The 23,724-nt window shown below is 59.3% G+C and carries 18 protein-coding genes; 6 read left to right on the forward strand and 12 right to left on the reverse strand.

From position 1 onward, the window contains the following. Positions 1–7: 7 nt before the first annotated feature. Positions 8–1,156, reverse strand: a complete 1,149-nt coding sequence (gene pdxB / locus NAT23_RS09035) for a 4-phosphoerythronate dehydrogenase PdxB (RefSeq protein ID WP_251927617.1) — start codon at positions 1,154–1,156, stop codon at positions 8–10. 148 nt (positions 1,157–1,304) lie between these two features. Between pdxB and NAT23_RS09040 the strand changes: the two genes are divergently transcribed. Continuing rightward, on the forward strand, positions 1,305–1,583 hold the full coding sequence (locus NAT23_RS09040) for a hypothetical protein (protein WP_251593685.1): 279 nt from the start codon (positions 1,305–1,307) through the stop codon (positions 1,581–1,583). Here NAT23_RS09040 and rlmKL read toward each other — a convergent pair. Further along, positions 1,559–3,745, reverse strand: coding sequence for a bifunctional 23S rRNA (guanine(2069)-N(7))-methyltransferase RlmK/23S rRNA (guanine(2445)-N(2))-methyltransferase RlmL (gene rlmKL, locus NAT23_RS09045; protein ID WP_251927618.1), 2,187 nt, complete (start codon positions 3,743–3,745; stop codon positions 1,559–1,561). The two genes, NAT23_RS09040 and rlmKL, sit on opposite strands and share 25 nt — an antisense overlap. Positions 3,746–3,961: 216 nt before the next feature. On the opposite strand from rlmKL, the gene rmf reads away from it, so the two are divergent. Then, positions 3,962–4,168 (forward strand): ribosome modulation factor, encoded by a 207-nt coding sequence (gene rmf / locus NAT23_RS09050; RefSeq protein ID WP_251593694.1) that lies wholly within the window; start codon positions 3,962–3,964, stop codon positions 4,166–4,168. Positions 4,169–4,316: 148 nt separating this feature from the next. On the opposite strand, the gene NAT23_RS09055 is transcribed toward rmf, so the two are convergent. The 6 genes from NAT23_RS09055 to murI form a co-directional block, all read right to left on the reverse strand. Continuing rightward, positions 4,317–5,330, reverse strand: a complete 1,014-nt coding sequence (locus tag NAT23_RS09055) for a quinone-dependent dihydroorotate dehydrogenase (RefSeq protein ID WP_251927619.1) — start codon at positions 5,328–5,330, stop codon at positions 4,317–4,319. A gap of 91 nt (positions 5,331–5,421) precedes the next feature. Continuing rightward, on the reverse strand, positions 5,422–6,447 hold the full coding sequence (locus NAT23_RS09060; RefSeq protein WP_251927620.1) for a hypothetical protein: 1,026 nt from the start codon (positions 6,445–6,447) through the stop codon (positions 5,422–5,424). A gap of 70 nt (positions 6,448–6,517) precedes the next feature. Continuing rightward, the gene (locus tag NAT23_RS09065) at positions 6,518–7,369 is read right to left on the reverse strand and encodes an MOSC domain-containing protein (RefSeq protein WP_251927622.1); all 852 of its coding nucleotides are present in this window, start codon (positions 7,367–7,369) and stop codon (positions 6,518–6,520) included. 111 nt (positions 7,370–7,480) lie between these two features. Beyond that, a complete protein-coding gene (locus tag NAT23_RS09070; protein WP_251927624.1) occupies positions 7,481–12,322 on the reverse strand; it encodes an NAD-glutamate dehydrogenase in 4,842 nt (1,613 codons plus the stop codon). A 123-nt stretch (positions 12,323–12,445) separates the two neighbouring features. Then, complete coding sequence (gene trmA, locus NAT23_RS09075) at positions 12,446–13,561, reverse strand: tRNA (uridine(54)-C5)-methyltransferase TrmA (protein ID WP_251927625.1); 1,116 nt, start codon at positions 13,559–13,561, stop codon at positions 12,446–12,448. Between the two features lie 11 nt (positions 13,562–13,572). Continuing rightward, on the reverse strand, positions 13,573–14,376 hold the full coding sequence (gene murI / locus NAT23_RS09080; protein WP_251927627.1) for a glutamate racemase: 804 nt from the start codon (positions 14,374–14,376) through the stop codon (positions 13,573–13,575). A gap of 201 nt (positions 14,377–14,577) precedes the next feature. Here murI and NAT23_RS09085 point away from each other — a divergent pair, with 201 nt between their 5' ends. Continuing rightward, positions 14,578–15,162, forward strand: coding sequence for a DsrE family protein (locus tag NAT23_RS09085; RefSeq protein ID WP_251927629.1), 585 nt, complete (start codon positions 14,578–14,580; stop codon positions 15,160–15,162). 128 nt (positions 15,163–15,290) lie between these two features. Here NAT23_RS09085 and NAT23_RS09090 read toward each other — a convergent pair whose 3' ends face one another. The 4 genes from NAT23_RS09090 to NAT23_RS09105 form a co-directional block, all read right to left on the reverse strand. Then, a complete protein-coding gene (locus NAT23_RS09090) occupies positions 15,291–15,833 on the reverse strand; it encodes a hemerythrin domain-containing protein (protein WP_251927632.1) in 543 nt (180 codons plus the stop codon). A 142-nt stretch (positions 15,834–15,975) separates the two neighbouring features. Then, entirely contained in the window at positions 15,976–17,310 is a 1,335-nt protein-coding gene (locus NAT23_RS09095; RefSeq protein ID WP_251927634.1) for a replication-associated recombination protein A, read from the reverse strand. Further along, entirely contained in the window at positions 17,307–17,939 is a 633-nt protein-coding gene (gene lolA, locus NAT23_RS09100) for an outer membrane lipoprotein periplasmic chaperone LolA (protein ID WP_286010007.1), read from the reverse strand. Before lolA ends, NAT23_RS09095 begins: the two co-directional genes overlap by 4 nt. A gap of 20 nt (positions 17,940–17,959) precedes the next feature. Continuing rightward, positions 17,960–21,619 (reverse strand): DNA translocase FtsK, encoded by a 3,660-nt coding sequence (locus NAT23_RS09105; protein ID WP_251927636.1) that lies wholly within the window; start codon positions 21,617–21,619, stop codon positions 17,960–17,962. 217 nt (positions 21,620–21,836) lie between these two features. On the opposite strand from NAT23_RS09105, the gene aat reads away from it, so the two are divergent. From aat to infA, 3 genes are all read left to right on the forward strand, one after another. Next, positions 21,837–22,544, forward strand: a complete 708-nt coding sequence (aat, locus tag NAT23_RS09110) for a leucyl/phenylalanyl-tRNA--protein transferase (protein WP_251927646.1) — start codon at positions 21,837–21,839, stop codon at positions 22,542–22,544. A gap of 24 nt (positions 22,545–22,568) precedes the next feature. Beyond that, a complete protein-coding gene (locus NAT23_RS09115) occupies positions 22,569–23,306 on the forward strand; it encodes an arginyltransferase (protein WP_251927648.1) in 738 nt (245 codons plus the stop codon). A gap of 123 nt (positions 23,307–23,429) precedes the next feature. Further along, a complete protein-coding gene (gene infA, locus NAT23_RS09120) occupies positions 23,430–23,648 on the forward strand; it encodes a translation initiation factor IF-1 (RefSeq protein ID WP_251593728.1) in 219 nt (72 codons plus the stop codon). Positions 23,649–23,724 lie beyond the last annotated feature (76 nt).

Consider the following 23,724-nt stretch of genomic DNA (forward strand, 5'->3'; position numbering starts at 1 on the left):
GTCGTTTTTATAGGCCGTCTTCCACCCATTGAAACCCGAGCGCACGAATCGAGTCCGCCTGCTCACGCGATCCATAGACAACGGTAGATCCGAACTCGCGACGCTCTGGATACTCCTTGCGATAGCGATCAAAGCCTGTAGCCACACCAAAGCGTCGGCAGTAGCGGTCAAAAAGATCCGCATCCCGGCGCACATCAAAGATGGCGTGTGAAAGCGCCTGCCATAGCCTCTGGGGCGACGCCTCCGCCTGTCCGACGCCCAGAGTGGCCACCACGGGGGGCGCCAGTACATCGGCAAGTTCTACCTCGGCCGTGACACCCGCCCACTCCGTAAACGCCTCATACAGCATCATCGTGCCACGAAGACGGCCTTCGAGGCTGTAGCCCGCGATGTGCGGCGTGGCCAGATCGACCCGTTGACGCAGTGCGTCATCGATGTCGGGCTCGTTTTCCCACACATCCAGCATGACCGTTAGATCTCCCGCGCGCTCAAGACGCGCACCAAGCGCGGCCGTATCGATGCAACTGCCCCGCCCTGCGTTCAAAAGCCAGGTTCCAGGCGAAAGCGCCTCGATGCGCGCCGCGTCCAGCAGATGATGGGTCGGATGGGCACCATCACGAACAAGTGGCGTATGACAGCAAATCACCGAGCTGCGCGCCAAAAGCTCATCAAGCGCCACAAAGTGTTCCGTATCGCCTTCCCGCTCGGCCCTCGGCGGGTCGCAGGCCAGCACGGAAAGCCCAAGCGCTTCAAGGCGCGCCACCAGCCGCCCACCGACCTGCCCGACGCCGACCACCCCGATGGTCTTGTCGCTGATCTGGCACTGCTCGCGCTGACACGCAAGCAACAGACTCGAGAGCACGTAGTCCACCACACCTTCCGCGTTGCAGCCCGGCGCGTGCACCGCAGGGATACCGGCGGCGTGCAAGCCCTCGAGGTCAAGATGGTCGGTGCCGATCGTGGCCGAACCGACAAACCGAACCGGCGTCCCCTCAAGCAGCGCCGGATCGACCTGCGTCACCGAACGCACCAGCAGCACATCGGCGTGTAAAAGCTGGTCTCGGCTCACGTGGCGACCATCCACACGAGTCACATGACCATGGCGCCCGAAGGTCGCTTCGATGCCGGGCATGTTCTGATCGGCAATGATGTTCATGAAGTCATCCTTTGCATGCGCAGGTTTTCAATCGGTGTGCCGGCAGCTCAGGGTTTAGAGTGACCGACAATGAAGTTACAATTCAGACGGTTATAATCAAAACGACGATGGCGACCCGCTGACGGCCCGCCCCTGTGGAGTGACTTGGGTGATTATTCGCTGGGAAAATGAACATGACTACGTACTGGTGCATGTCCATCAGGACATGTTCGGCGACTGGATCGTCACCCGCGCCTGGGGCCAGATCGGCACGCAGTTCGGCGGCCTGAAGCACATGCTCGCCGACGGCTACGATCAGGCCATGCTGTGGGTGGAAGACATCGATCATATTCAGCTGTCGCGCCACTTCAAGAAGGTCCTGGAAACCCAGGACCACACACCGGAAGCGCAGGACGCCATGCGTCAGCTCTCACTGCTCGACCCATGACGAATGAAGAACACGTGATGAATGTTCGACCGGCGCTTGAAGTCCGGGTCGAGCATTGAAGCCCCACCGGGCGTCACCGAGTATTGCTGCTCGATGGCGTCATCGAGCTTGAAGCGGCGAAGGTTGTTTGAAAACAGCAGCACGCCGCCCGGCGCCAGCCGCGCCATCGCCCGCTTGATCAGCTCACCGTGATCGCGCTGAATATCGAGCACCCCGGCCATTTTCTTGGAATTCGAAAACGTCGGCGGATCCATGAAGATCACATCGAATTGAGCCCGGGCACTTGAGAGCCACTCGAAGCAGTCAGCGCGCTCGAGCACGTGGCGCCTCAAATCCAATCGGTTCAGGCGGTAGTTCTCTTCCGCCCAACTCAGGTAGGTGTTGGACATGTCGACGCTGACCGACGACCGGGCACCGCCGAGCGCGGCATGCACAGTCGCGGTAGCCGTATAGCAGAACAGGTTCAACACGCGCGCGCCGTCGGCGTGCTCGCGCAGCCAGCGCCTGGCCGGACGGTGGTCCAGAAAAAGCCCTGTATCCAGAAAGTCCTTCAAGTTGAGCTTGAATCGCGCAGGGCCTTCGGTTGCAATCACACTGTGACGGCTCTTTCCCTGACGCTCATACTGCTCGCGGCCTTTCTGGGGTTTGCGGGTCTTCAAGTGGACGTTTTCAGGCGCCACCTCGAGTACCTGCGTCACGGCGCTGACGGCGTCCAGCAACCGGCGCTCGGCCTGAGCCGCATCAATGCTCTTGGGCGGGGCGTACTCCTGGATGTGCACGTGATCGCCGTAGATATCCACGGCCACCGCGAATTCGGGCATATCGGCGTCATACAGCCGGTAGCAGCCGATCTCCTTCGTGCGAACCCACTTCGAAAGCTGCTTGCGATTCTTGATCAGCCGATTGGCAAACATCTGCGCCTGCTCGCTCAGACGCAGGCGTGGCGTCTCGGTTTCTTGAGCCTCGCCGTCTGTCTGAACAGGCTGCGGGCGCACGGAGCACAGCAGCAGCTTGCACTCGAGCGCGCCGTTTCGAAAGCTGTAGCGCTTGTCGGCCTTGAGCCCCATGCGGTGGCCAAGCTCAGGATTGCCGGTAAAGACTGCCAGCCGCCAGTGCTCTCCGAGCGCCTTGGCCAACTGCCCCAGTGTTTCATACAGCGGAATCAGCTCGGGCACGTCACCGATACGCTCGCCGTAAGGCGGGTTGGTCATTATCCAGCCACTGCGTTCCTCGAGCCGATCCGGAGTCCAATCGGCAAGCGCGCCGCGCTCGAACGCTACCAGGTGACTGACCCCGGCGCGCTTGGCGTTTGTACGGGCGGCCTCGACCGCACGAGGATCGCGATCCGCGCCGTGCAGTGTAAATCGGGAACGCTTTAAATTACGCGAGGTGCTGGCCCGCGTTTCAGTCACGATCTCGGTCCAGAGCGTCGCGTCATGGCCTGCCCACTCAAGACAGCCAAACCGCTCTCGAAACGCATTGGGGGCGGCTCGGGCCGCCATCAGCGCAGCCTCGATCACCAGCGTCCCCGAACCACACAGCGGGTCGAGCAAGGTGTCTTCCTCGCTTCGCGTCGGCCAACCCGCCCGCACTAGAAGCGCTGCTGCCAGATTCTCCTTGAGCGGGGCCTGGCCACCATCAAGTCGGTAGCCGCGAAGGTGCAGGCTGTCTCCGGCCATATCGAGGCCGATCATCAGACGCTCGCGATGAAAATGGGCGTAGATTCGGCTGTCGGCATGCTTTGGATCGACCTCAAGGCGCTCGTCGAAATGCGCGCTCCAGCGGTCATTGACGCCGTCCTTGATCTTTTGTGCGCCGAACATGGTGTGTCGAACTTCATCACTCTTGCCATGAAAATCGACGCGAATTCGCCGTCCGGGCAGCAGGACGTTTTCCCATGGAATCTGACTGCTGAGCGCTGTCAGGTCATCACCGGTCACGGCGTCGCCATGGACAAGCACCAAAATGATTCGGTTGGCCAGGTATGAGCCGAGCAGCGCCCTGTAGAGCGTTGCCTGCGCCATCTGGGCAAAGACCGCCGCAGGAGCTGTACGCTCAACGGTTGCGCCCAATGCAGTCAGTTCATCGGACAGCAGTGATTCCAACCCCCAGGGGCAGGTCACGCAGTAAGTGTTAGAGTCGATCGAGGCGTCTGATGTCATGGTGCTAAGTTACCGGCTGAGAAAGAGTTTATCGATGTCGACCGCACGTATATTACAAAAAGAAGTAAACGGGCATATTCATATGACAATTTAATGTTCGACACTGGTTATCATTTTCGCTAAAGATGAAAGAGGTAGCTACCCAAACGCAAGTCGCGACGAACCACGCGATCGCCCTGAGGCGATCACTTTCTTGGTGACACAAGAGGTTATCCGATGAAACGTCAGAAACGAGATCGGCTACAGCGTGCTTTTTTCCAGGGCTACAAGGTCGGTGTGACCGGACGGTCTAAAGATTATTGCCCGAGCCAGGACGTCAACATTCGCGAGCAGTGGATGAGCGGTTGGCGTGAGGGCCGAGGTGACCAGTGGTCCGGCATGACCGGTATTTCCGGTATTCATAAAACCCCGATGGCGTATTGATTCCCTGAACCTCTACCCGTACACCGGCACGCAAGTGAACGCCAAACAAGGGTCCGCCTGTCAGCGGGCCCTTTCTTGTTGAGTGCACTTGCAAAGCCTTAAGCGCACTTGCACAGCACGGCCTGACCTGCGTCATTAATCGCGCTGATCACTCACCCAGTGCGCGACGACACTCTCCGACCAGCTCCGGCCCACGATAGATCAACCCCGAATAAAGCTGGACGAGATCGGCCCCGGCCCGACGCTTTTCGAGCGCGTCTGCGCCTGAGAGAATCCCACCCACACCGATGATCGGCATGTCAGGCAACTCCGAGCGAAATCGTTCAATGATCCGCGTTGATGCTTCGCGCACCGGAGCACCAGACAGCCCACCCTGCTCACTGCCGTGCTCAAGCGCTGCCACCGTGCTTTTATCGACGGTGGTATTGGTCGCGATCAACCCATCGATCGCCTGCGCCTTGAGACACTGTGCAACCAGTACCACTTCCTCGTCAGTCATATCCGGCGCGATCTTGACCACCAGCGGCACTCGCCGGCCGGCCGCCTGGTCCAGTCGAGCACACTGCTCGCGCAGCTGACCCAGCAAGCGGTCCAGATGATCGCCGAACTGAAGTGTTCGAAGCCCGGGCGTATTGGGCGATGAGATATTGACCGTAACGTAATCGGCGCTGCCATGAACCGCGTTCAAGGCGGTCAAATAATCGTGGACAGCGTCCTCGACCTCGGTGGTGAGGTTCTTGCCGATGTTGATGCCGATGACGCCGTCGTAGCGGCTGGCATCGACCTGGCGCACCAGATGCGCAACGCCTGCGTTATTGAACCCCATTCGATTGATGATCGCCTGACGCTCTGGCAGCCGAAACAGCCGGGGTTTCGAGTTGCCCGCCTGCGGTCTGGGCGTCACCGTGCCAACTTCGACGAACCCGAAGCCGAGCGCGCCGAGGCCGTCCAGATGATCGGCATTCTTGTCGAGGCCAGCGGCCAGCCCGACTCGGTTCGGAAAGCGCAGTCCCATGAGTTCGACCGGCGTACCGTCAGATTCGACGCCTGCCAGACGGTGACTCATGTTGAAACGATGCGCCTGATCGAGCATCGACAGGGTCAGACCGTGCGCGACTTCAGGGTCCAGACGAAATAGCCAGGGGCGTGCCAGCGAATACATGGCGGGAAACTCTCGGTTCATTGAACGAGCGCTGGAGTATACGGGGCCGAACGCCCGACGTCATCATCGAGCCGGCCCCGGGTACGCCCTGTCAGGACGCGTCTTGTTGACGAATGCGCAATGTGAAGGAGTTGGTGCCGGATTGCGCCGAGCCGTACTTCTGGCCCTCGACGTGAACGGTATAGACACCGGGCTCGAGACGGGTCGTCAGATCGAAATCGCCATCGCCCCCGGTACCTGCATCCTCGGCCACCACGCGACCGTCTTGGTCGAGCAGACGCACCTTGAGGCGGTAAGTGCCACGGTAACCGCCGAACGTGGCGCTTTCGACGTGCACCTGACCGGCCTTGACGACTTCGAACTTGAGCACATCGCCGTTGGTTCGAATCGGCACTTCGCGAACGATGGTGCGCTGCGCGGGCTCTGCCTGGGCATTCGCAGGCTGCGCACCTTCTGACTGAACAGGGGCACTCGCGCGCTCGCGCTCAACGGAGGCGGCCTCGGCGGCACTTGCTGACGGCGCGCCCGCCTCACCAGAGCGTTCAGACATTGAACTGGAAGACGCCACGGCCGCAGACGAAGCCGCTGTAGCCGCCGGCGCCAGACGCGTGACCCGATTACTGTCGGAAAGCCCCTGAGTGCGCCCATCGTTTGACGCCATGTTGCGGACCCACACCGTGACCGACTGATTGCCATCACGGGCAGGGCTAAAGCGCTTGCCGGTGACCGTGACGGTATATTTGCCGGGCGTCAGGTGATGCGCGATGTCGAAACCGCTTGAGTCATCGGAACCCTCATCGCGGGCCAGCACCTCGCCCTCTGCGTTCTTGAGCACCGCCGAAATACGGTAGTTGCCGTTTTCGCCAGGAAAGCTTTGACTGCTGATTCGGTAGTCTCCGGCCTTGGCAACGTCGAAGTCGTGATCCACGGGGCGATTGCCCAGAAAGATGGTCTGACTCATGGCGTCACTGGACGGTTTCAAATAGCCCGAGACATCGACCTGACTCGCGGCATGCTCGGTTCGCTCAAGGGCCGGACTGTCGGCAAACACCGGTGTCGTCGCACTCAATACGCACATGCCGGCGCCCAGCATCCATGGAAAATAACGCACGTTCATGACTTCCTCACTGTTCGGGCCAAAGGGTTGGCGTTTTTATCGTACACCCGCAGATGACGTTGCCGACACCTTACTGGCCTCCCCCATCAAGCACAATGGCGTCGCCCACGTTGATCACCTCACCCGCGCCGTGTTCGAGCACAGCATTTTCACCGAAAAAGGCCCCGGGCTGGTCGACGTTGCCCATTGTCGCGAGCGTCTTGAGTGGTTCCTTTCCAGCAACCACACCGCGCGCCTGATCAACCGTTGTGATCTTGCAGCGTTTGCACGGCTTGCAAAGCCTGAGGGCGTACTGGCCGTGGCAGGCGGCAACGCCAGTCACGCCGTGTTCACTCCAGGCGGCCAGCTCATCGCCCTTCAGCACGATGTTGGGCCGAAAGCGGTTCATCGAAAGGGGTGATTCTGCGTTGATGCGCGCGTTGAGTGCCTCGAGCGAGGACTCGAACGCCACCAGAAAGGGAAAGCCATCGGCGAACCCGGTACGGTGCACTTCGTCGGCCTTCAAAACATCGGGCTCAACCCGGCGTTGATTGTTCTCAGGCACCCGAATGAGCCTGAGCGCTTCCCCCTTGTGCGCCCCCAGCCGCTCGGTCAGCCAGCGCGCTACCTCATCGCCTTGGTCGATGCCTGTCACCCGCTCCTTGAAGAGCATCGCCTCGACCGTTGGGCCATGGGCTGTCGTCGAAAGCTCAACCGTTTCGCCTCGGGCGTCGGAAAGCACAAGGCACTCACCCCCAACGGACGCCGTGAGAGTGGCCATTGCCGGACAGACCCGCTGGGACATGAACTGACCCGACGTCTCAGAAATAACCATCCAGCGTCGGTCGAGCGCCAACCCCTCCCAGGTAAGCTCGGCCGATTCAAGCGCTACGCCCGCCATCGACTTCACCGGATAGATATAAAGTGCCGCTACCTCCGCCATACCCGCCTCATTTTCCCGTTCAATAAAAACGGCGCTCACATGAGCGCCGTTGTTCACTCCGTAAACCGACGCTCAGTATACCGAACGCGATTCACGCTTTGGGCCAGGAGATTACTTGTCTTCAGCCAGCGCCGTCAGGGCGCGAAGCGCCACGGCGAACAGTGCGAAGTTAAGCTGGGTGCCCGCCTTGACCTCCTCGAGCAGATGACACCAGCGCTGGACGTGGCGCTGATGGCGCTCCATCCAGTACTTCACCCGCTCCTCGACGTTTTCAGGCGCGTCGTCAGCACTCAGCACGCTCTTGGTCAGCGTCAGCTGCTGGCGATCCATGTCGTCACGCAGCACTTCGCGGGCGAGGGCTTCCCAGCCATCCTCGACCTCGAGGTTCTGGACCTGCTCGATCATCCAGGGCAGCTCGAGCCGCTCACCGATGAGGTAGTACGCCCGTGCCACTCGATCGAGGGAGCTGTCGTTCTGGCGCGAGGCCTCGATGATGCCAAGCCCTGCATAAAGGTGATCGATCGCCGCGATCGTTGACGCCACTTCTTCGGGCAGACCGTTGTCGAGGCAGCGTTCGCGTTTTTGCTCGAACTGCTCGAGCGCGTCGCCGCGCAGATGATCGCCGACTTCCTGACGCAGCTCCTTGAGCTTCGAGGAGGTGCGCTTGACTACATCCTGCACCGGCAAACCGCTGTTGCCGTGCTGGAGGAACCAGCGCGTGGACCGGCGAACCAGTTCCATCAGATCCCGCATGGCGTCGTACTGGATCTCGCTGGAGACGTCATAATCGAGCGCTTCGATGCTTTCCCACAGCTCAGGCAGTTCAAAGCCATCGCGCGCCATGACGTAGGCCTTGACCACATCGTCGGCGCCGCTGCTGGTGCTTTCCATCATCCGACGCACGAAGGCGATGCCCATGTGATCGACCACATCGTTGGCCACCTGCGTCGCCACGATCTCCTTCTTGAGGCGGTGGGCGTACATCTGATCCGGATAGCGCTCCTTGAGCGTTGCCGGGAACGCGTTCTCAACAAACGTTTCGATGTAGGGGTCTTCGGCGATGTCGGTCTTGTTGAGTGCGCTTTTCAGATCGCTCTTGGCGTAGGAAATCAGCACCGACAGCTCCGGATGGGTCAGCCCCTCTTCCTGCGCCGCACGTTCATCCAGCATCTCGTCACTTGGCAGCCCTTCAAGCTCACGATCAAGCAGGCCCTCGCGTTCAAGCGCGTGAATAAAGCGCTTGTACGGGGCCAGATTGTCGCGGCTCATCTTGCTGGCAAGCGACAGCGCCTGGGTCTGGCGATAGTTGTCCAGAATGACCAGATCCGCGACTTCTTCCGTCATGTCCTCAAGCAGCGAGTTGCGCTGTTTGTCGGTCATGTCGCCGGAGGCCACGATGTCATCGAGCAGAATCTTGACGTTGACCTCATGGTCAGAGCAGTTCACACCGCCGGCGTTGTCGATGAAATCGGTATTGACCCGCACACCATGCATGGCGGCCTCACGACGGCCAAGCTGCGTCACGCCGAGATTGCCCCCTTCACCGATCACGCGACAGCCGAGCTCGTTGCCGTTGACGCGAAGCGCGTCGTTGGCCTTGTCGCCCACGTCGGCATGCGTTTCCGCGCTGGATTTGATGTAGGTGCCGATGCCGCCGTTCCAGATCAGGTCGATCTGAGCCTTGAGCAGCGCCTTGATCAGCTCCACCGGGGAAAGCCGGTCGGCCTCGATGCCAAAGCGTTCCTTCATTTCTTCGGTAATCGTGATCGACTTGGCGTCACGCGAGAACACGCCGCCGCCGTCCGAGATCAGATCGGTGTCATAGTCGTCCCAGCTCGACCGGGCCAGTTCGAACAGGCGCTTGCGCTCCTTGAACGAGGCGCTGACGTCCGGGTTCGGGTCGATGAAGATGTTGCGGTGGTTAAACGCCGCCACCAGCTCGATCTGATCCGACAGCAGCATACCGTTGCCGAATACGTCGCCGGCCATATCACCGATGCCAAGCACGCTGAACGGGCTGGACTGGGTGTCATGCCCGAGCTCACGGAAGTGACGCTTGACCGATTCCCACGCGCCACGCGCGGTGATCGCCATCGCCTTGTGGTCGTAGCCATGCTCGCCGCCGGAGGCAAACGCGTCGCCCATCCAGAAGCCATACTCCTCGGAGATCGAGTTGGCGATGTCGGAGAACGTGGCCGTGCCCTTGTCCGCCGCGACAACCAGATACGGGTCGTCATCGTCGTGGCGCACGACCTGCTTGGGCGGTGTGACCTTTTGATCGACCAGGTTGTCGGTGATGTCGAGCATGCCTCGAATCAGCGTCTTGTAGCAGGCGATGCCTTCCTTCTGGATCGCGTCGCGGTCGCCACTGTCCGGCAGCCGCTTGCAGACAAACCCGCCCTTGGCGCCCACCGGTACGATGACCGCGTTCTTGACCTGCTGGGCTTTAACTAGGCCCAGGATTTCGGTACGGAAATCCTCGAAGCGGTCCGACCAGCGCATGCCGCCACGAGCGACCTTGCCACCGCGCAGGTGAACCCCTTCCATTCGCGGTGAGTAGACGAAGATCTCGAACTGCGGCCGCGGTTTCGGTACATCGGTCAGTTTGCGTGTTTCAAGCTTGAAGGAGATGTAATCCTTGGCCTGCCCGTCCTCGGTGGTCTGATAGAAGTTGGTGCGAAGCGAGGCCTGGATCAGCTCGATATAGCGCCGGAACAATCGGTCATCGTTGAGGCTTGCGACGTCGTCGAGCATGCCTTCGATGTCCTCGACCAGCGAGACTTCATCCCGGTCCTCGACTTCAGGGTCGAAACGCACCTGAAAAAGCGCCACCAGCTTGCGAGTAATGCCCGGGTAGTTGGTCAAGGTGTTGGCGATGTAAAGCTGGGACAGCCCGAAACGCACCTGCTTCAGATAGCGGGCGTACGCGCGCAAAAGCGCCACTTCCCGCCAGTTGAGCTCGGCGGCGATGATCAATCGATTGAACGGGTCGCTTTCGGCTTCACCGGTCCAGACACGGGTGAACGCATCCTTGAAGGTGTCGCGCATCTTGTGCAGATCGACCGGCGTATCCTTGGGCCGTTCGAGATCGAAATCGTGAATCCAATAGGGGTGATCGGTGCGTTCGATGCCGTAGGGTCGCTCGCCCAGCACGCGAAGGCCCATGTCTTCAAGCAGCGGAAGCACGTCCGACAGCGGCACCCGGTGCGCCTTGTTGTAGAGCTTCAGGTTGACGCCCTGATTGTCTTCCTCGGCTTGGCGATAGATGCTCATCGCGACCGGCGCACCCTCTTCGACTTCACTGATGTAGTTGATGTCGAGTACGGCAGCGCGCGGGCTGAAGTCGTCGCGATAGCCCGGCGGGAACGCATCCTGATACAGGCCCATCATCTCGTTGGCCTGCTCTTCGCCCATGCTTTCGACCATGGCGCTATAGAGCTCGTCACGCCAGCTGTGGGCCAGGTCGACCACCTTCTGCTCGAGCTGCCTGATGTCGTACTCGGCCGGCTCGTCGCCATTGAAGCGCAGTATCAGCTGAATGCGCGCCAGGACCGACTCCGACAGGTAGGTATTGAAATCACCGAACGAGGCGTCGAGGTGCTCGCACAGCATTTCCTGAATCTTGACGCGAAGGTCGGTGGAGAACACGTCACGCGGCACGAACACCAGGCAGGAATAGAACTTGCCGAAGCGGTCTTCACGGAGAAAGAGCCGGACTCGACGGCGCTCGCGAATGCTCAGAATGCCCATGGCCGTTTCGCAGAGCTCGGGCACCGACATCTGGAACAGGTCATCACGCGGGAAGATTTCAAGAATCTGAAGAAGCTGCTTGCCGTTATGGCCCTTGGGATTGACGCCCGCTTCGCGCATGACGGTATCGAGCTTGCGGCGAAGCACCGGAATGTTGCGCGGCGATTCGTTGTAGACCGAGAGCGTATAAAGGCCCAGAAAACGGTGCTGACCGATTACCCGGCCCTGGTCGTCGAAGCGCTCGATGGTGATGTAATCGGGGTAGGTCGGACGATGAATGCGGGCGTGGAAGGCGCTCTTGGCAAACGAGACCAGCTCCGGAATCAGCACGTATTCAGCGCTTCGCTGATCGATGTCCGGGTCCTTGGGCGGGGCTTCGCTGTAATGCGGCTTATCCAGCGTCAGAACGCCGAGCTCGGAGCCTTCAACCTTTTCAAGGTGGGGGGCATCGGGGTCATCGCGCACCACGTCATAGGCTTCATACCCCAAGAACGTGAACCGGTCATCGAGCAGCCACTCGAGAAAGGCACAGGCTTCGTCGGCGTCTTTTTGGTCGATGTCGCTTGGGTGGCGGTCACGCGTTTCCTCGATCGCCTTGTTCACCTGCTCACGCATGGCGCCGAAGCCATCGACGGCGCAGTGCACTTCATCGAGCGCGGCTTCGAGGCTTTCCGCCAGATCATCAAGCGTTTCGTGATTGCTGTGGCGGTCGATCTCGATGTAGATGACCGATTCCCGCGACACACCCTCTTCTGCCTCTTCGCGCGTGGCCCGGGTCAGTGACTCGAGCTTGCCGTGCGCGTCACGCTCGACATCGAGCACCGCGTTGTGGATGGCGTGTACCGTGATGTTGCGGTGATTGAGTTCAATGCGTACCGAGTCGACCAGAAACGGCATGTCGTGCTGCAGAATCTCGATGACCGTATGGGTCGATTGCCAGCCATGGCTTTCGAAGTTCGGGTTATAAACGCGAACCTTCGGCGCATTCGGGTCGTTGGCCCGAATGAAATGCCAAAGCGAGACGGTCGCACCGTAGATGTCGTCCATCCGCCGCTCGGACAGATCGTCGAGCGGCATGGTGGCGTAATAATCCCGAGCGAAGGAAACGACATCCTCGGCCTTGTCGGCCGGGAGTCGCTCCCGAATACGCGACTCGAGATCCTTGAAAAACTCTTCCTTGTCTTTCCCCAGGACATGCTGCATCAGTCACCTCGATAGGGCTTGTGGGTGCGTGTAACACGCGATGCCCCTCAGCCTAATACAGACCGGCGTCAAGCCCCACCATTGATTCGATTTATCATGGCCTATAACAAGGCGACATGGGCTCTAGCGCCGAATCAGCGCAACGCCACATTCGCAGTGATCGGTATAGGGAAACTGATCGAACAGCGCCATCCGTTCGATGCGGTGCGTTTTTGAAAGCACCTCCAGGTTATCGCGCAGGGTGTCGGGATTGCAGGAGATATAAACGATGCGCTCGAACCGGGCGATTTCCTGACAGCTTGCCTCGTCAAGGCCCGCGCGCGGGGGGTCGACTAACACCGTGGTGAACTGATAGGTATCGAGCGCCATCTCGCTGACACGACGCCCGGTCTTCTCACCGGAAAGCGCCTGGGCGAAGTCCTCGCTCGACATACGGGCCACGTACACGTTCTCACACCCGTTATCCGCAATATTGACCTGGGCCGAGGCCACCGAGGTGCGCGAAATTTCAGTGCCCAGCACGCGCCTGAACTTATCGGCAAGCGCCACCGTGAAGTTGCCGTTGCCGCAGTAAAGCTCGACCAGATCGCCGTTTGCGTCGGCGCCGTGCTCACACGTCGTCACCGAACGCGCCCATTCAAGCATTCGCTCGCAGATGCGGGCGTTGGGTTGCGTAAAGCTGTTCTCGACCTGCTGGTAGTGAAAGGTCTTGCCATCGACGGTGAGGTGCTCGGTCACATAATCGCGCGTCAGCACCAGGCGCTGCTTGCGAGAGCGACCAATGATTGCGGCATCGAGGGTTTGCTCGAGCGCTCGAGCCTGCTCTGTCCAGTCATCCTCGAGCTTTCGATGATAGACCAGCGTAATCAACGCCTCACCGTCGAGCGTGGTCAGGAATTCGACCTGAAACAGCTTGCGCCGCAGCACCGGATTGTCGCGCACGGCATCGACAAGCTGCGGCATCAGTTCATTGATGCGTCGACTCGCGACCGGATATTGATCCATTCGTACGACCGTCTTGTTACTGCGGTCCAGCGGGTCAACCTCGAACATGGCGTAATACAGGTCGTCGCCTTCGTGCCACATCCGAAATTCGGCGCGCATCCGGTACTCAGCATCGGGGGAGGCAAAAACCTCGAGCTCGGGCGGGTCGAACGGCTGGAACAGGGCCTCGATGCGCGCCGCTTTTTCAGCGAGCTGCTGTTCGTAGCGGCCGGGATCAACTTGGGGAAGGGGCACGGACAATAACCTCAATCGAAAAACGTCAAACAGGGTTCAGAAAGCCTCAGAGCACACGGGGGCGCCAGACCGGACCGACGACAGACGGCCTTTACGGTCGAGCGCTCAGTGTCGGTTGCATACACCGACACGCGTTCAGCGCCAACGCGCGGGCAAAGCGGCAGCAAAGCCTCGACGCGCCGGGCGATCGCGGCCCCGCTGTCATACCAGATAATGTGGTTATCCAGGAACAGACGAAGTCGGGGCGTTAACAGCGGGAAATGCGTACAGCCGAGAACAACGCCCTGCAAATCCTCGATAGCCTGCAGGGGCGCGAGCACGGCCTTTAACGTGTGTGCGGAAACAGCGGCACCGGCCATGAACGCCTCGGCTTCAGACACCAGCGCATCGCCATTGATCAGATGCACGACCGAGTCACTGGCAAAGCGCTCGATCAGGGTCTGGGTGTAGCGGCGCGACAGTGTGGCAGACGTTGCCAAAAGCGCAAGCGGTTTCCCGTGGACTTGCTCGGCTGCGGGTTTGATCGCAGGCACGGTTCCGATCACGGGCACTGAAAGCCTCGCCCTGAGCAACTCAAGCGCCAGTGTACTTGCGGTATTACAGGCAACGACCACCAGCTCGACTCGAAGCTCAGCACAGGCGGTGCCGACCACTGCCAGAATACGCTCGGTAAGCCAGGCGTCCGGCTTCGTGCCATAGGGCAGTGCGGCGTTATCGCAGAGGTAGTGCCAATGCTGGCCCGGCACGTGCGCCCGGCAGGCTTCCAGCACGGACCACCCGCCCATGCCGGAGTCGAACACCAAGATATTGGCCATGTTCCGATCGCGTCACGTAAGAAGTCAAAGAAATGCGGGCCTCGACCACGCCCGGGCGGTGAAAGTTCTCGATCCGCGCTACTATTGTCGCTGCGCTGCACACAACGGCACAAGTACGCCTTTCAAGCAGTGACAAGATAGCGCGCCGGCAAACCCACCGCGTTTGCCGCACACCGACCGTCACGACTACAGGGACCAGGCATGACCTTTCTGAAAAAATACGCCATCATCATCGCGATGGCCGTTCTGGCCGTTCTGGCCATCATTGCCGCAGCGAATGTCGAGCACGCGAGCACCTCACACGAGCCGCCGAAACTCAGTCATTCATTGATCGAACACTACGGCGGCACCTTCCCGCGCCCGGATGCAGCCGAACAACCCGAACTCGACAAGACCTACAAGGTCATTTTTGATGTGGTCAGCCCCGTCAAGGACGCGACCAAGCCTCATGGTGGCCTGGAACGTGTGGCGCGTGCGGTCAATATCTTCGGCGACGCCGGCGTTCCGCTCGACCACCTCGATTTCGTGGTCATCGTGCATAGCAAGGCCGCACCGTCGATCTTCAATGCCGACACCTATGAAGCCCGTGAAGGCGCGAAAAACCCCAATACCGGCTTGATCAAGGCACTGACCGATGCCGGTATCAAGGTGATCGTCTGCGGCCAGACCCTCAATCATCTGCGCCTTGACGACGATCAAATCGATTCCAACGTCATCATCGCCCCGGCGGCCCTGTCGACCCTTGCGATCTACGGCAACAAAGGGTACGCCTACGAGCAACTCTAAGCGTCTGAATGCTGATGCGCCCTGCCCGGGGCGCGGTCGAAGCTACGTATTCACGAAAAAGGCCAGCGAATCGCTGGCCTTTTTTATGATCACTTAATTGTGAAAGTGCCACTGGGCTCAAGCATTCATCAGGCGGGCTCGGGCGCTTCCTTGAACTCGTGATAGAGCTCGGGGTAGTCCTGCTGCAGCTTTTCGAGGTAACGATGGGCGTTTTCCGGCAGGGCATCACGAAGGCGCTCGTAATCGGCTTCGTCGAGCTGCTCGATGATCAGCGGGAAGAGTTCGTGACGCTCACGACTCAGGTAATTTCGATGTTCCTGCAGGTAGGCTTTCAGGTCGTCTGAAAATTTATCCATCGGCATGACCGCGTCCATCAAGATCATGTCGAGGTCGTCGCTTAAGCGGCGAAGATGGCGATACATGCGTTTGTAGTCATCGGCCATGTCACTTGCCAAGGCTTCGGTCGACGCATTCAATCCCTTGATGTGTTCACTGCAAAGGCTTTCCAAGGGGCTTGTGAATTCGCTCATATAATCGAGGATGTAGTCCACCACTTCCCTGATCAGTCGAAAATCCGGACGTTCACCGCGGGCCAATTTCTTTTGCTTCATCGATAACACGCGAAGCAGGCGTGCCATGTTGGCGTGGTCTCGGCGCAGTTGCGTAAGCATGTCAGCGTCTCCTGGCTAATGGCGTCCGAACCAGTCTAGGCCAGAAAAAATGAAAACTACATGACAGCTCCCTATCTTTTAGTAGGGGCGGCTAACGTTAGTCTTTCTGACAGGGTGTTATGAGTTTTCTCATCATTTTTAATTAAGACGTTCGCTGCCTTGGGCTTTGACTGTCAAGCGTTTCAAGCCAGGCCAACTTGTCGCGAATGCGCTTTTCAAGCCCCCGATCCACCGGCTGATAATACCGGGTACCGTAGAGCTCAGGCGGCAGGTAGCGCTCCCCTGCTGCATAGGCGTCCGGCTCATCGTGGGCGTAGCGATACTCCTCGCCGTGACCGAGTGTGCTCATGAGCTTGGTCGGCGCATTTCGAAGATGCGCTGGCACGTCAAAGCCGCTCGTGGACGCCACGTGCGCTTTCGCCTGATTGAAGGCGGTGTAGGCAGCGTTGCTCTTGGGCGCACAGGCCAGATACAAAATGGCCTGGGCGACAGTGAGCTCACCCTCGGGGCTGCCCAAGCGCTCCTGAACGTCCCAAGCATTGAGCGCAAGCGTCAGTGCTCGAGGATCGGCATTGCCGATCTCCTCGCTGGCCATGCGCACCACGCGACGGGCGATGTACAAGGGGTCGGCGCCGCCATCGAGCATTCGGCAAAACCAATAAAGTGCGGCGTCAGGGGCGCTTCCGCGCACCGATTTGTGAAGCGCTGAAATCTGGTCGTAAAAAAGATCTCCGCCACGGTCGAGCCGACGCGTGCTTTCACTGAGCACTTCCTCGAGCACCGACTGATCGATGACGGACGCGCCGGCCTCACTGCGCGCCATGTCGACGCTGATCTCGAGCAGATTGAGCGCACGTCGGGCGTCGCCATCGGCGGCCTGAGCCAGCGCATTACGAACATCATCAGACGCCTCGACCGCTGCGGCGACCAGATCGGGGTCGTCATCAAGAGCGCGGTCAATCACATGCCGCAGTTCATCTTGTGTCAGCGCCTTAAGAACATGAACACGCGCCCGGGACAGCAGGGCATTATTGAGCTCGAACGACGGATTTTCAGTGGTCGCCCCCACAAAGATGAACACGCCCTCCTCAATCCAGGGAAGAAACGCGTCCTGCTGAGCCTTGTTAAAGCGGTGGACTTCATCGACAAACAGGAGCGTGCGTGAACCTTGATAACGACGCTGCTGCGCCTGTTCGGCGGCTTGGCGGATTTCCTTGACCCCGGAGGAAACGGCGGACAAGGTCTCGAAGTGCGCACGTGTGTAGTGGGCCATTAAGCGGGCAAGCGTGGTCTTGCCGACGCCGGGTGGCCCCCAGAGAATCATGGAATAGAGCTGATCCTGCTCGAGAGCGCGCTTTAGCGGCTTGCCCTCGCCCAGAAGGTGGGTCTGCCCGATGTAGGCATCGAGATGCATCGGGCGCAACCGGGCCGCCAGTGGCTGACCCGGTGTCGGTGCATCGGCGAACAGATCGCTCATTGCCCCTCGCGGATCACATCAGCCCCATCCGGCACCTTGAAATTGAACGTATCCGGCGAGATGCGCTCATTGGGCGTCTGATTGCTGAAGGTGATGTCGGTGCGCTGCCCAGTGCTGTCTGAAAGATCAAGCCCCGACAGCGTATCGCCACGGAAAGTGAGTTCCATGCCTTCGAACAGGCTATCGTTCGATTTCGGCGTCAGCGAAAAGATTTCAGTGCCGCCCTGCTGGCGTCTGGACACGCTGTAGTTTTCGGTCAGTTCACTTGCCTGCCCCGAGAGCAACAGCGCCGGCGTATGGGTCACACGCTCGTCAAGCGGACGTATAGTGACCTGCTCCAGGTCCGGGTCGTACATGTAGACCTTCTGGCCATTGGATACGACCACCTGGCGGTAGGGGGAATTGACCTCCCAGCGGAACCGACCCGGGCGGGACAGCCACATGTGGCCTGACGAGTCCTGCTGGCTCGCGCCTTGTTCGTTCACGATATGCTGCTCGAAGTCCGCCGAGTAGCTGTTGAGTGGTTTGAGCAGTGTGGTCAGACGCTCGGCAGCGCTGTCGTCGGCAAAAGAGGCGGACGACATCATCATCAGGCCCGCTGCTGCGGCCATGGTCAAAGTACGCTTCAAACTCTCACTCCTTGTATTGTTTAGTGGCCGCTGGACGGTGGCGACAGTACTTCACGGCTGCCGTTGGTGCCCATCGACGAAACAACGCCCGCCATTTCCATGGCCTCGACCAGTCTAGCGGCGCGGTTATAGCCAATCTTTAACTTGCGCTGAACCGCCGAGATGGAGGCCCGGCGCGACTCGATCACATACGCGACCGCCTCGTCGTACAGCGCATCCTGCTCGGCGTCATCGCTGTCACCGTCGGCTTCAAGCCCGGTCAGCGCATCGGCCGTTACTCCGCCGGAAAGAATCTCGTCGATGTACTCAGGTTCGCCTCGGCGCTTCCAGTCCTCGACAACACGGTGAACCTCGTCATCGTCCACGAAGGCGCCGTGGACACGAACGGGCATGCCTGCACCGGCTGGCAGATACAGCATGTCACCATGGCCCAGCAGGTGCTCGGCGCCGCCCTGATCAAGAATCGTACGCGAGTCGATTCGAGACGAGACCTGAAACGCGATTCGAGTCGGGATGTTCGCCTTGATCAGACCCGTTACCACGTCCACCGACGGGCGCTGGGTGGCAAGAATCAAATGAATCCCGGCGGCGCGCGCTTTTTGCGCCAGTCGTGCGATCAGCTCTTCCACTTTCTTGCCAACGATCATGAACATGTCGGCAAATTCATCGATTACAACCACGATGTAGGGCAGCTTTTCAAGCGTGGGCGGCGTCTGGTGCATTTCCCACGGCTGCGGCTCCCACAAGGGGTCCTTGACCTGGGCGCCATGCGCTTCCGCCTCATCAAGCTTCGCATTGAAGCCTGAAATGTTACGTACGCCCATGGCCGCCATCAGTTTGTAGCGCCGTTCCATTTCGGCAACGCACCAGCGCAGCGCGTTGGCGGCTTCCTTCATATCGGTCACCACCGGTGCCAGCAGATGCGGAATGCCGTCGTAAACCGACAGCTCGAGCATCTTGGGGTCAACCATGATCATGCGGACTTCTTCAGGCGTGGCCTTCAAAAGCATCGAAATCAACATGGCATTGACCCCGACCGACTTACCCGAGCCCGTGGTACCGGCCACCAGCACGTGAGGCATCTTGTTAAGATCCGTCACGACCGAGGCGCCGCCGATATCCTGACCCAGCGCCATGGTGACCGGCGACGACGCGTCGGTATAAACCTCGGAATTGATGACCTCGCGAAGCCGGATCATCGCCCGGTTCGGATTCGGAATCTCGATGCCCACCGTCGGACGCCCCGGGATCACTTCCACCACGCGCACGCTTTTGACCATCAAAGAGCGCGCAAGATCCTTGGCAAGGTTACTGATTTTCGAAACCTTCACTCCTGCCGCCGGACGAATCTCGAATCGCGTGATTACCGGGCCCGGCCACGTATCGACCACCTCAGCCTTGACGCCGTACTCCTTGAGCCTTACCTCAAGAAGCTCGGCCATGTCATCAAGCTGTTCGGGGGTATAGGTCGGCTCGTGGCTGTCCGGTGTGGTCAAAAGCTGATAGGACGGCAGCTTGCCGGTCGGTTCAGGCAGCCCATCGACCGTAGGCCGCTGGCTTTGAAGATGCTCGACCGTCCAAAGCGTTGGCTGATCATCGAGCGGTTCACGCTCAGGCTCAACCGCGCGAGGTGTTTCTTCGAAAGGCTGTGGCTGTGGCTGTGGCTGTGGCTGTGGCTGTGGCTGTGGCTGTGGCTGTGGCTTAGCCAAGTCTTGGTCGCGTGACGCTGAGGCTTCAAACGGCGAGGATGCCTCGTCATCGGCAGCACTGACTGAAATTCGGTGGTCGCCGGGCTCATCGGCCTCGTCTTTCGATACCGAAAACGGCGCGAACTCGGGCTCATCGTCAGAGGCACTCATTGAAACCATCGAGGAAGCCTCGTCGTCATCAGACACCTGTACCGCACTCTCGAAATGCGTAAAGTCGTCTTCGTCGACGACCTTCGCGGCGCCTTGAGGCTCAACGGGGTGAGCGGGCACCTCTGAGGGTGGCGGTACTGGGGCTGGCTCAGGCGACATAGAAGTAGAGGCCGTCTTTGCCTGCGGCTCTTCTTTCTCGGCCTCAGTCTCGATCTCATCAGCCGCTGTGCGCTCGCTTGTCTCATTGCCTCTGGCATCGCTTGGCGCCGATGCGAGCATGGCCTCGGGAATACGCCGGCGCGCCACATCGGCATCAGGCTCGCGACGAGGGCGAATGACAGGCGCGTCACTGGAAGCGCTCGCGTCCGAGGAAGACGTGTTCGGCTCATCAGGCGACGCATTGAAGGCATCGCTTTTTACATCACGAGCTTCTGTGGATTCAGGCTCTGCGCGTTCAACTTCGCTGCGGTCTGAATCAAGCGTATATGCTGACTCTCGGGGCGGCTCGGCGTTGAGTTCGCGGTCAGAATCACGTGCGCCAACCGAAACCGGCGAGGCTGACGGTTCGGCGCCATCCGGATCATGACGATGTGCGGTTATCGGTGCGTCGAACACCGCCGTGTCACGCTCATCACGCGTTGCCGTCAGGCGAACATCGGGATGCCCCTCTTCTTTCTCGGAACGTGCGTGAACAGATTCCACGCGCTCACCCCGACGCACGGAGGGCGTTTGAAGCGGCGCATCCCAGGGAATATCGTCTTGGAGGTCTTTTGCACGGGTGGACTCGCCCTCTCGTGCGCTCTCCTGTGCAAAATCGCTTGCCGCCGCGCTCAGAGCGCGATCATCGCCGTGCATCGTCGTACTCGAATCGGCCAAGGCCTCGTCACGAGTAGGACCGGCGTGGCCATCATCAGCCTGATAAAGATTTGGAACAGCCCGGCGCGGTATTAATCGCTGCCATAGAGAAGGCTTGGTGGGCGCCAGATCCGGCTCGTCTTCCTCGTCAATCTGATCGTACGCTTCCTCGAGTTCCTCATGGAAATCTCGCTCGGCATAGCTTGCGTAACGAAGCTCTTCCTCTTCGCGTTTGAGCCGACGCGCTTCGCGCTTCTCGGCCGCGCGCTGCTGTAAAAGCCCAAGCTTTGTCCGGGACCACCGAGTGACCGCCATGCTTTTTTTGCCGGTTTCATCGATGATGGTCCACCAGGACAAGCCGGTAAACAGCGGAAACCCGCCTAGAAAAAACCCGATTGCGATAAGGGTGGTGCCATAATGGCCGACCAGATCGTAGAGCCCCTGGGATAGCCCTGTACCGATAATGCCACCCGCACCATTGGGCAGATCGGCTTCCAGCGTATTGAAGTGAACGGCGCTCAACGTGCAGGTGGCCAAAAGCACCAGCAGAAGCCCCGCCCCTCGTGCGGCCAGCGCCGTTGGATCCCAGGTAATGCGTGCCTGCTCCGTTCGAAGCAGACGCCAGGCAGCGTAGCCCAGCATACCCGGCCACCAGAGAGCACTCAGGCCAAACAGGCTATAAAGCACATCCGAAAGCCAGGCGCCAATGTGACCCATCCAGTTCTGGACGTCGTCGGCGTTTCCGCTGTAGGACCAGCTGGGGTCAGTCTGTGCATAACTGAAAAACGACAACAGCAGAAAGACACAGGCCAACAGCAATAAAATGACAATGCCTTCCTTGGTTGCCCCGTGCAGATGCGCTGTAAGTCGCTCAGCCTTTTGTCGTGCGCGCGCCGATCGTTCCCGGGTCTTCGCGCTCGACGTGCGTTGATTGGTACTGGACTGCTGTCGTTTCTTGGCGCTCAACCTGGCCATCCCCCTTTACACCACGATGCATCAAACGGATCGTAAACGTCTTCATACCGTCATGATACCGAGCCAACCGCGCACGGCACAGGCTTGATTCACTTTGCCAACCCAACGGTTACATGGTTTATTGCAATAAATACACACTGTTATCAATAGTTGACGCACCCGACAACTACTGAGGACGCCCCGGGCGTCTCTTACGCTGGAGGTTTCAATGTTGCCATGGCTCGATTCGGACATCATCGAATTTCCGCCGGTTGAACAAGCGCTCGATGACCCCGATGGGCTACTGGCCGCAGGCGGTGCACTGACACCGGCCTGGCTCACAGAGGCTTATAGCCAAGGCATCTTTCCCTGGTTCAGTGACGGGCAGCCGATCCTGTGGTGGTCACCCACGCCTAGAACGGTCCTGTTTCCCAGCGAGTTTCGGCTTCGACGCAGTCTAGCCAAGCGCATTCGCAATTCAGGCTTCGAGGTACGAATAAATACAGCGTTTAATCAAGTCATCGATGCATGCGCCGCAAGCCGAAATGACAACGAAGGTACGTGGATCACCGATGAAATGCGCCTTGCCTACAAGCAGCTTCATACCCTGGGCATCGCGGCAAGCATTGAGACATGGGACGGCGATCGCCTCGTTGGTGGACTGTATGGCATTGCACTCGGAACGTGTTTTTTCGGCGAATCCATGTTTTCGCTCAAGCCAGATGCCTCCAAGATCGCACTGGCCTACTTGACCCAGGAAGGGCAAACACACGGACTCGAACTGATCGACTGTCAAATGCATACCGCCCACCTGGCCTCGCTGGGCGCACGCCAAATCGCACGGCCAGAGTTTTTGAGATACCTTGATTCATGCACGCCCTCCAAAAGACCTGCGTGCTGGCTCTCAACTCTTGCCACGGCATCACAACAACAATAGTGGCCGATCAGGGGACAACGACTTGTGACCGATTCTACCCGCACACTCAAACCTCACGATCTGCGGTTTTTCCTGACGGTACCCCATAGCTGCAGCTATGTGGCCGAGCAGGAAGCGACCACGCTGTTCATGGACCCCGAGCACGCCATCAACAAGGACGTGTATAGCGCCCTGACTCTGATGGGCTTTCGACGAAGCGGCCAACATTTGTATCGGCCCCACTGCGCCAACTGCCAGGGATGTGTGTCCGTGCGTGTTCCGGTCGATGAGTTTTCACCGAATCGCACGCAGCGAAAGATCATCAGTCGCAACAAGGATCTGACCGTCCAGTTTTGCGAGGCAAAGTTCACCAACGAACATTACGCGCTTTACAATCAGTACATTCGCGAAAAGCATTTCAACGGCGATATGTTTCCACCGTCAGTGGAACAGTACTGTTCCTTTTTGGCGCGAGAGCATACCTTTTCGGCATTCATCGAGTTTCGCGATCGTGGCGTGCTTGTAGCGGTCGCTGCCATGGACTGCCTGTCGCATGGGTTATCTGCGATCTATACGTTCTATACACCGGACCCTGCGTATGCAGCGCGCTCACTTGGCACCTACGCCATTCTCTGGCAGATACATGAGGCGCAACGCCAGGGGCTCCCCTACGTCTATCTGGGCTACTGGATAGAGCAAAGCCGCAAAATGGCGTACAAGAAAAAGTTCACGCCGCTTGAGTATCTTGACGGTGGGCGCTGGAGAAAATTGCTCGAAACCTGACCCCTTTTTTGCCTAACCTGATCTCATCAGGCAAAATACCGCACGATAATTCAATACTCTTCATTTAATGAAGCGTTTGCTGCGTCTATACTATGAACGCAATTACTGGAGGAAATGCCAAACATGGCACGCGAAGATCATATTGAAATGGAAGGTGTCGTTGTCGACATGTTGCCAAACACCATGTTTCGTGTCGAACTGGAAAATGGCCACGTTGTAACGGCTCATATTTCGGGAAAAATGCGCAAGAACTACATCCGCATCCTGACCGGCGATAAGGTCAAGGTCGAACTGACTCCCTACGACCTGTCCAAGGGCCGCATCGTCTACCGCTCCCGCTAAGCCCCGCCGAAGCCCGGCCCCGGGCGCAGCCTGACATTTTTTTCAAAGCATGCAAAAGCGCCCCGTCAATGACAGG

It is taken from the genome of Larsenimonas salina (genome assembly GCF_023736155.1).
Lineage (GTDB): Bacteria > Pseudomonadota > Gammaproteobacteria > Pseudomonadales > Halomonadaceae > Larsenimonas > Larsenimonas salina.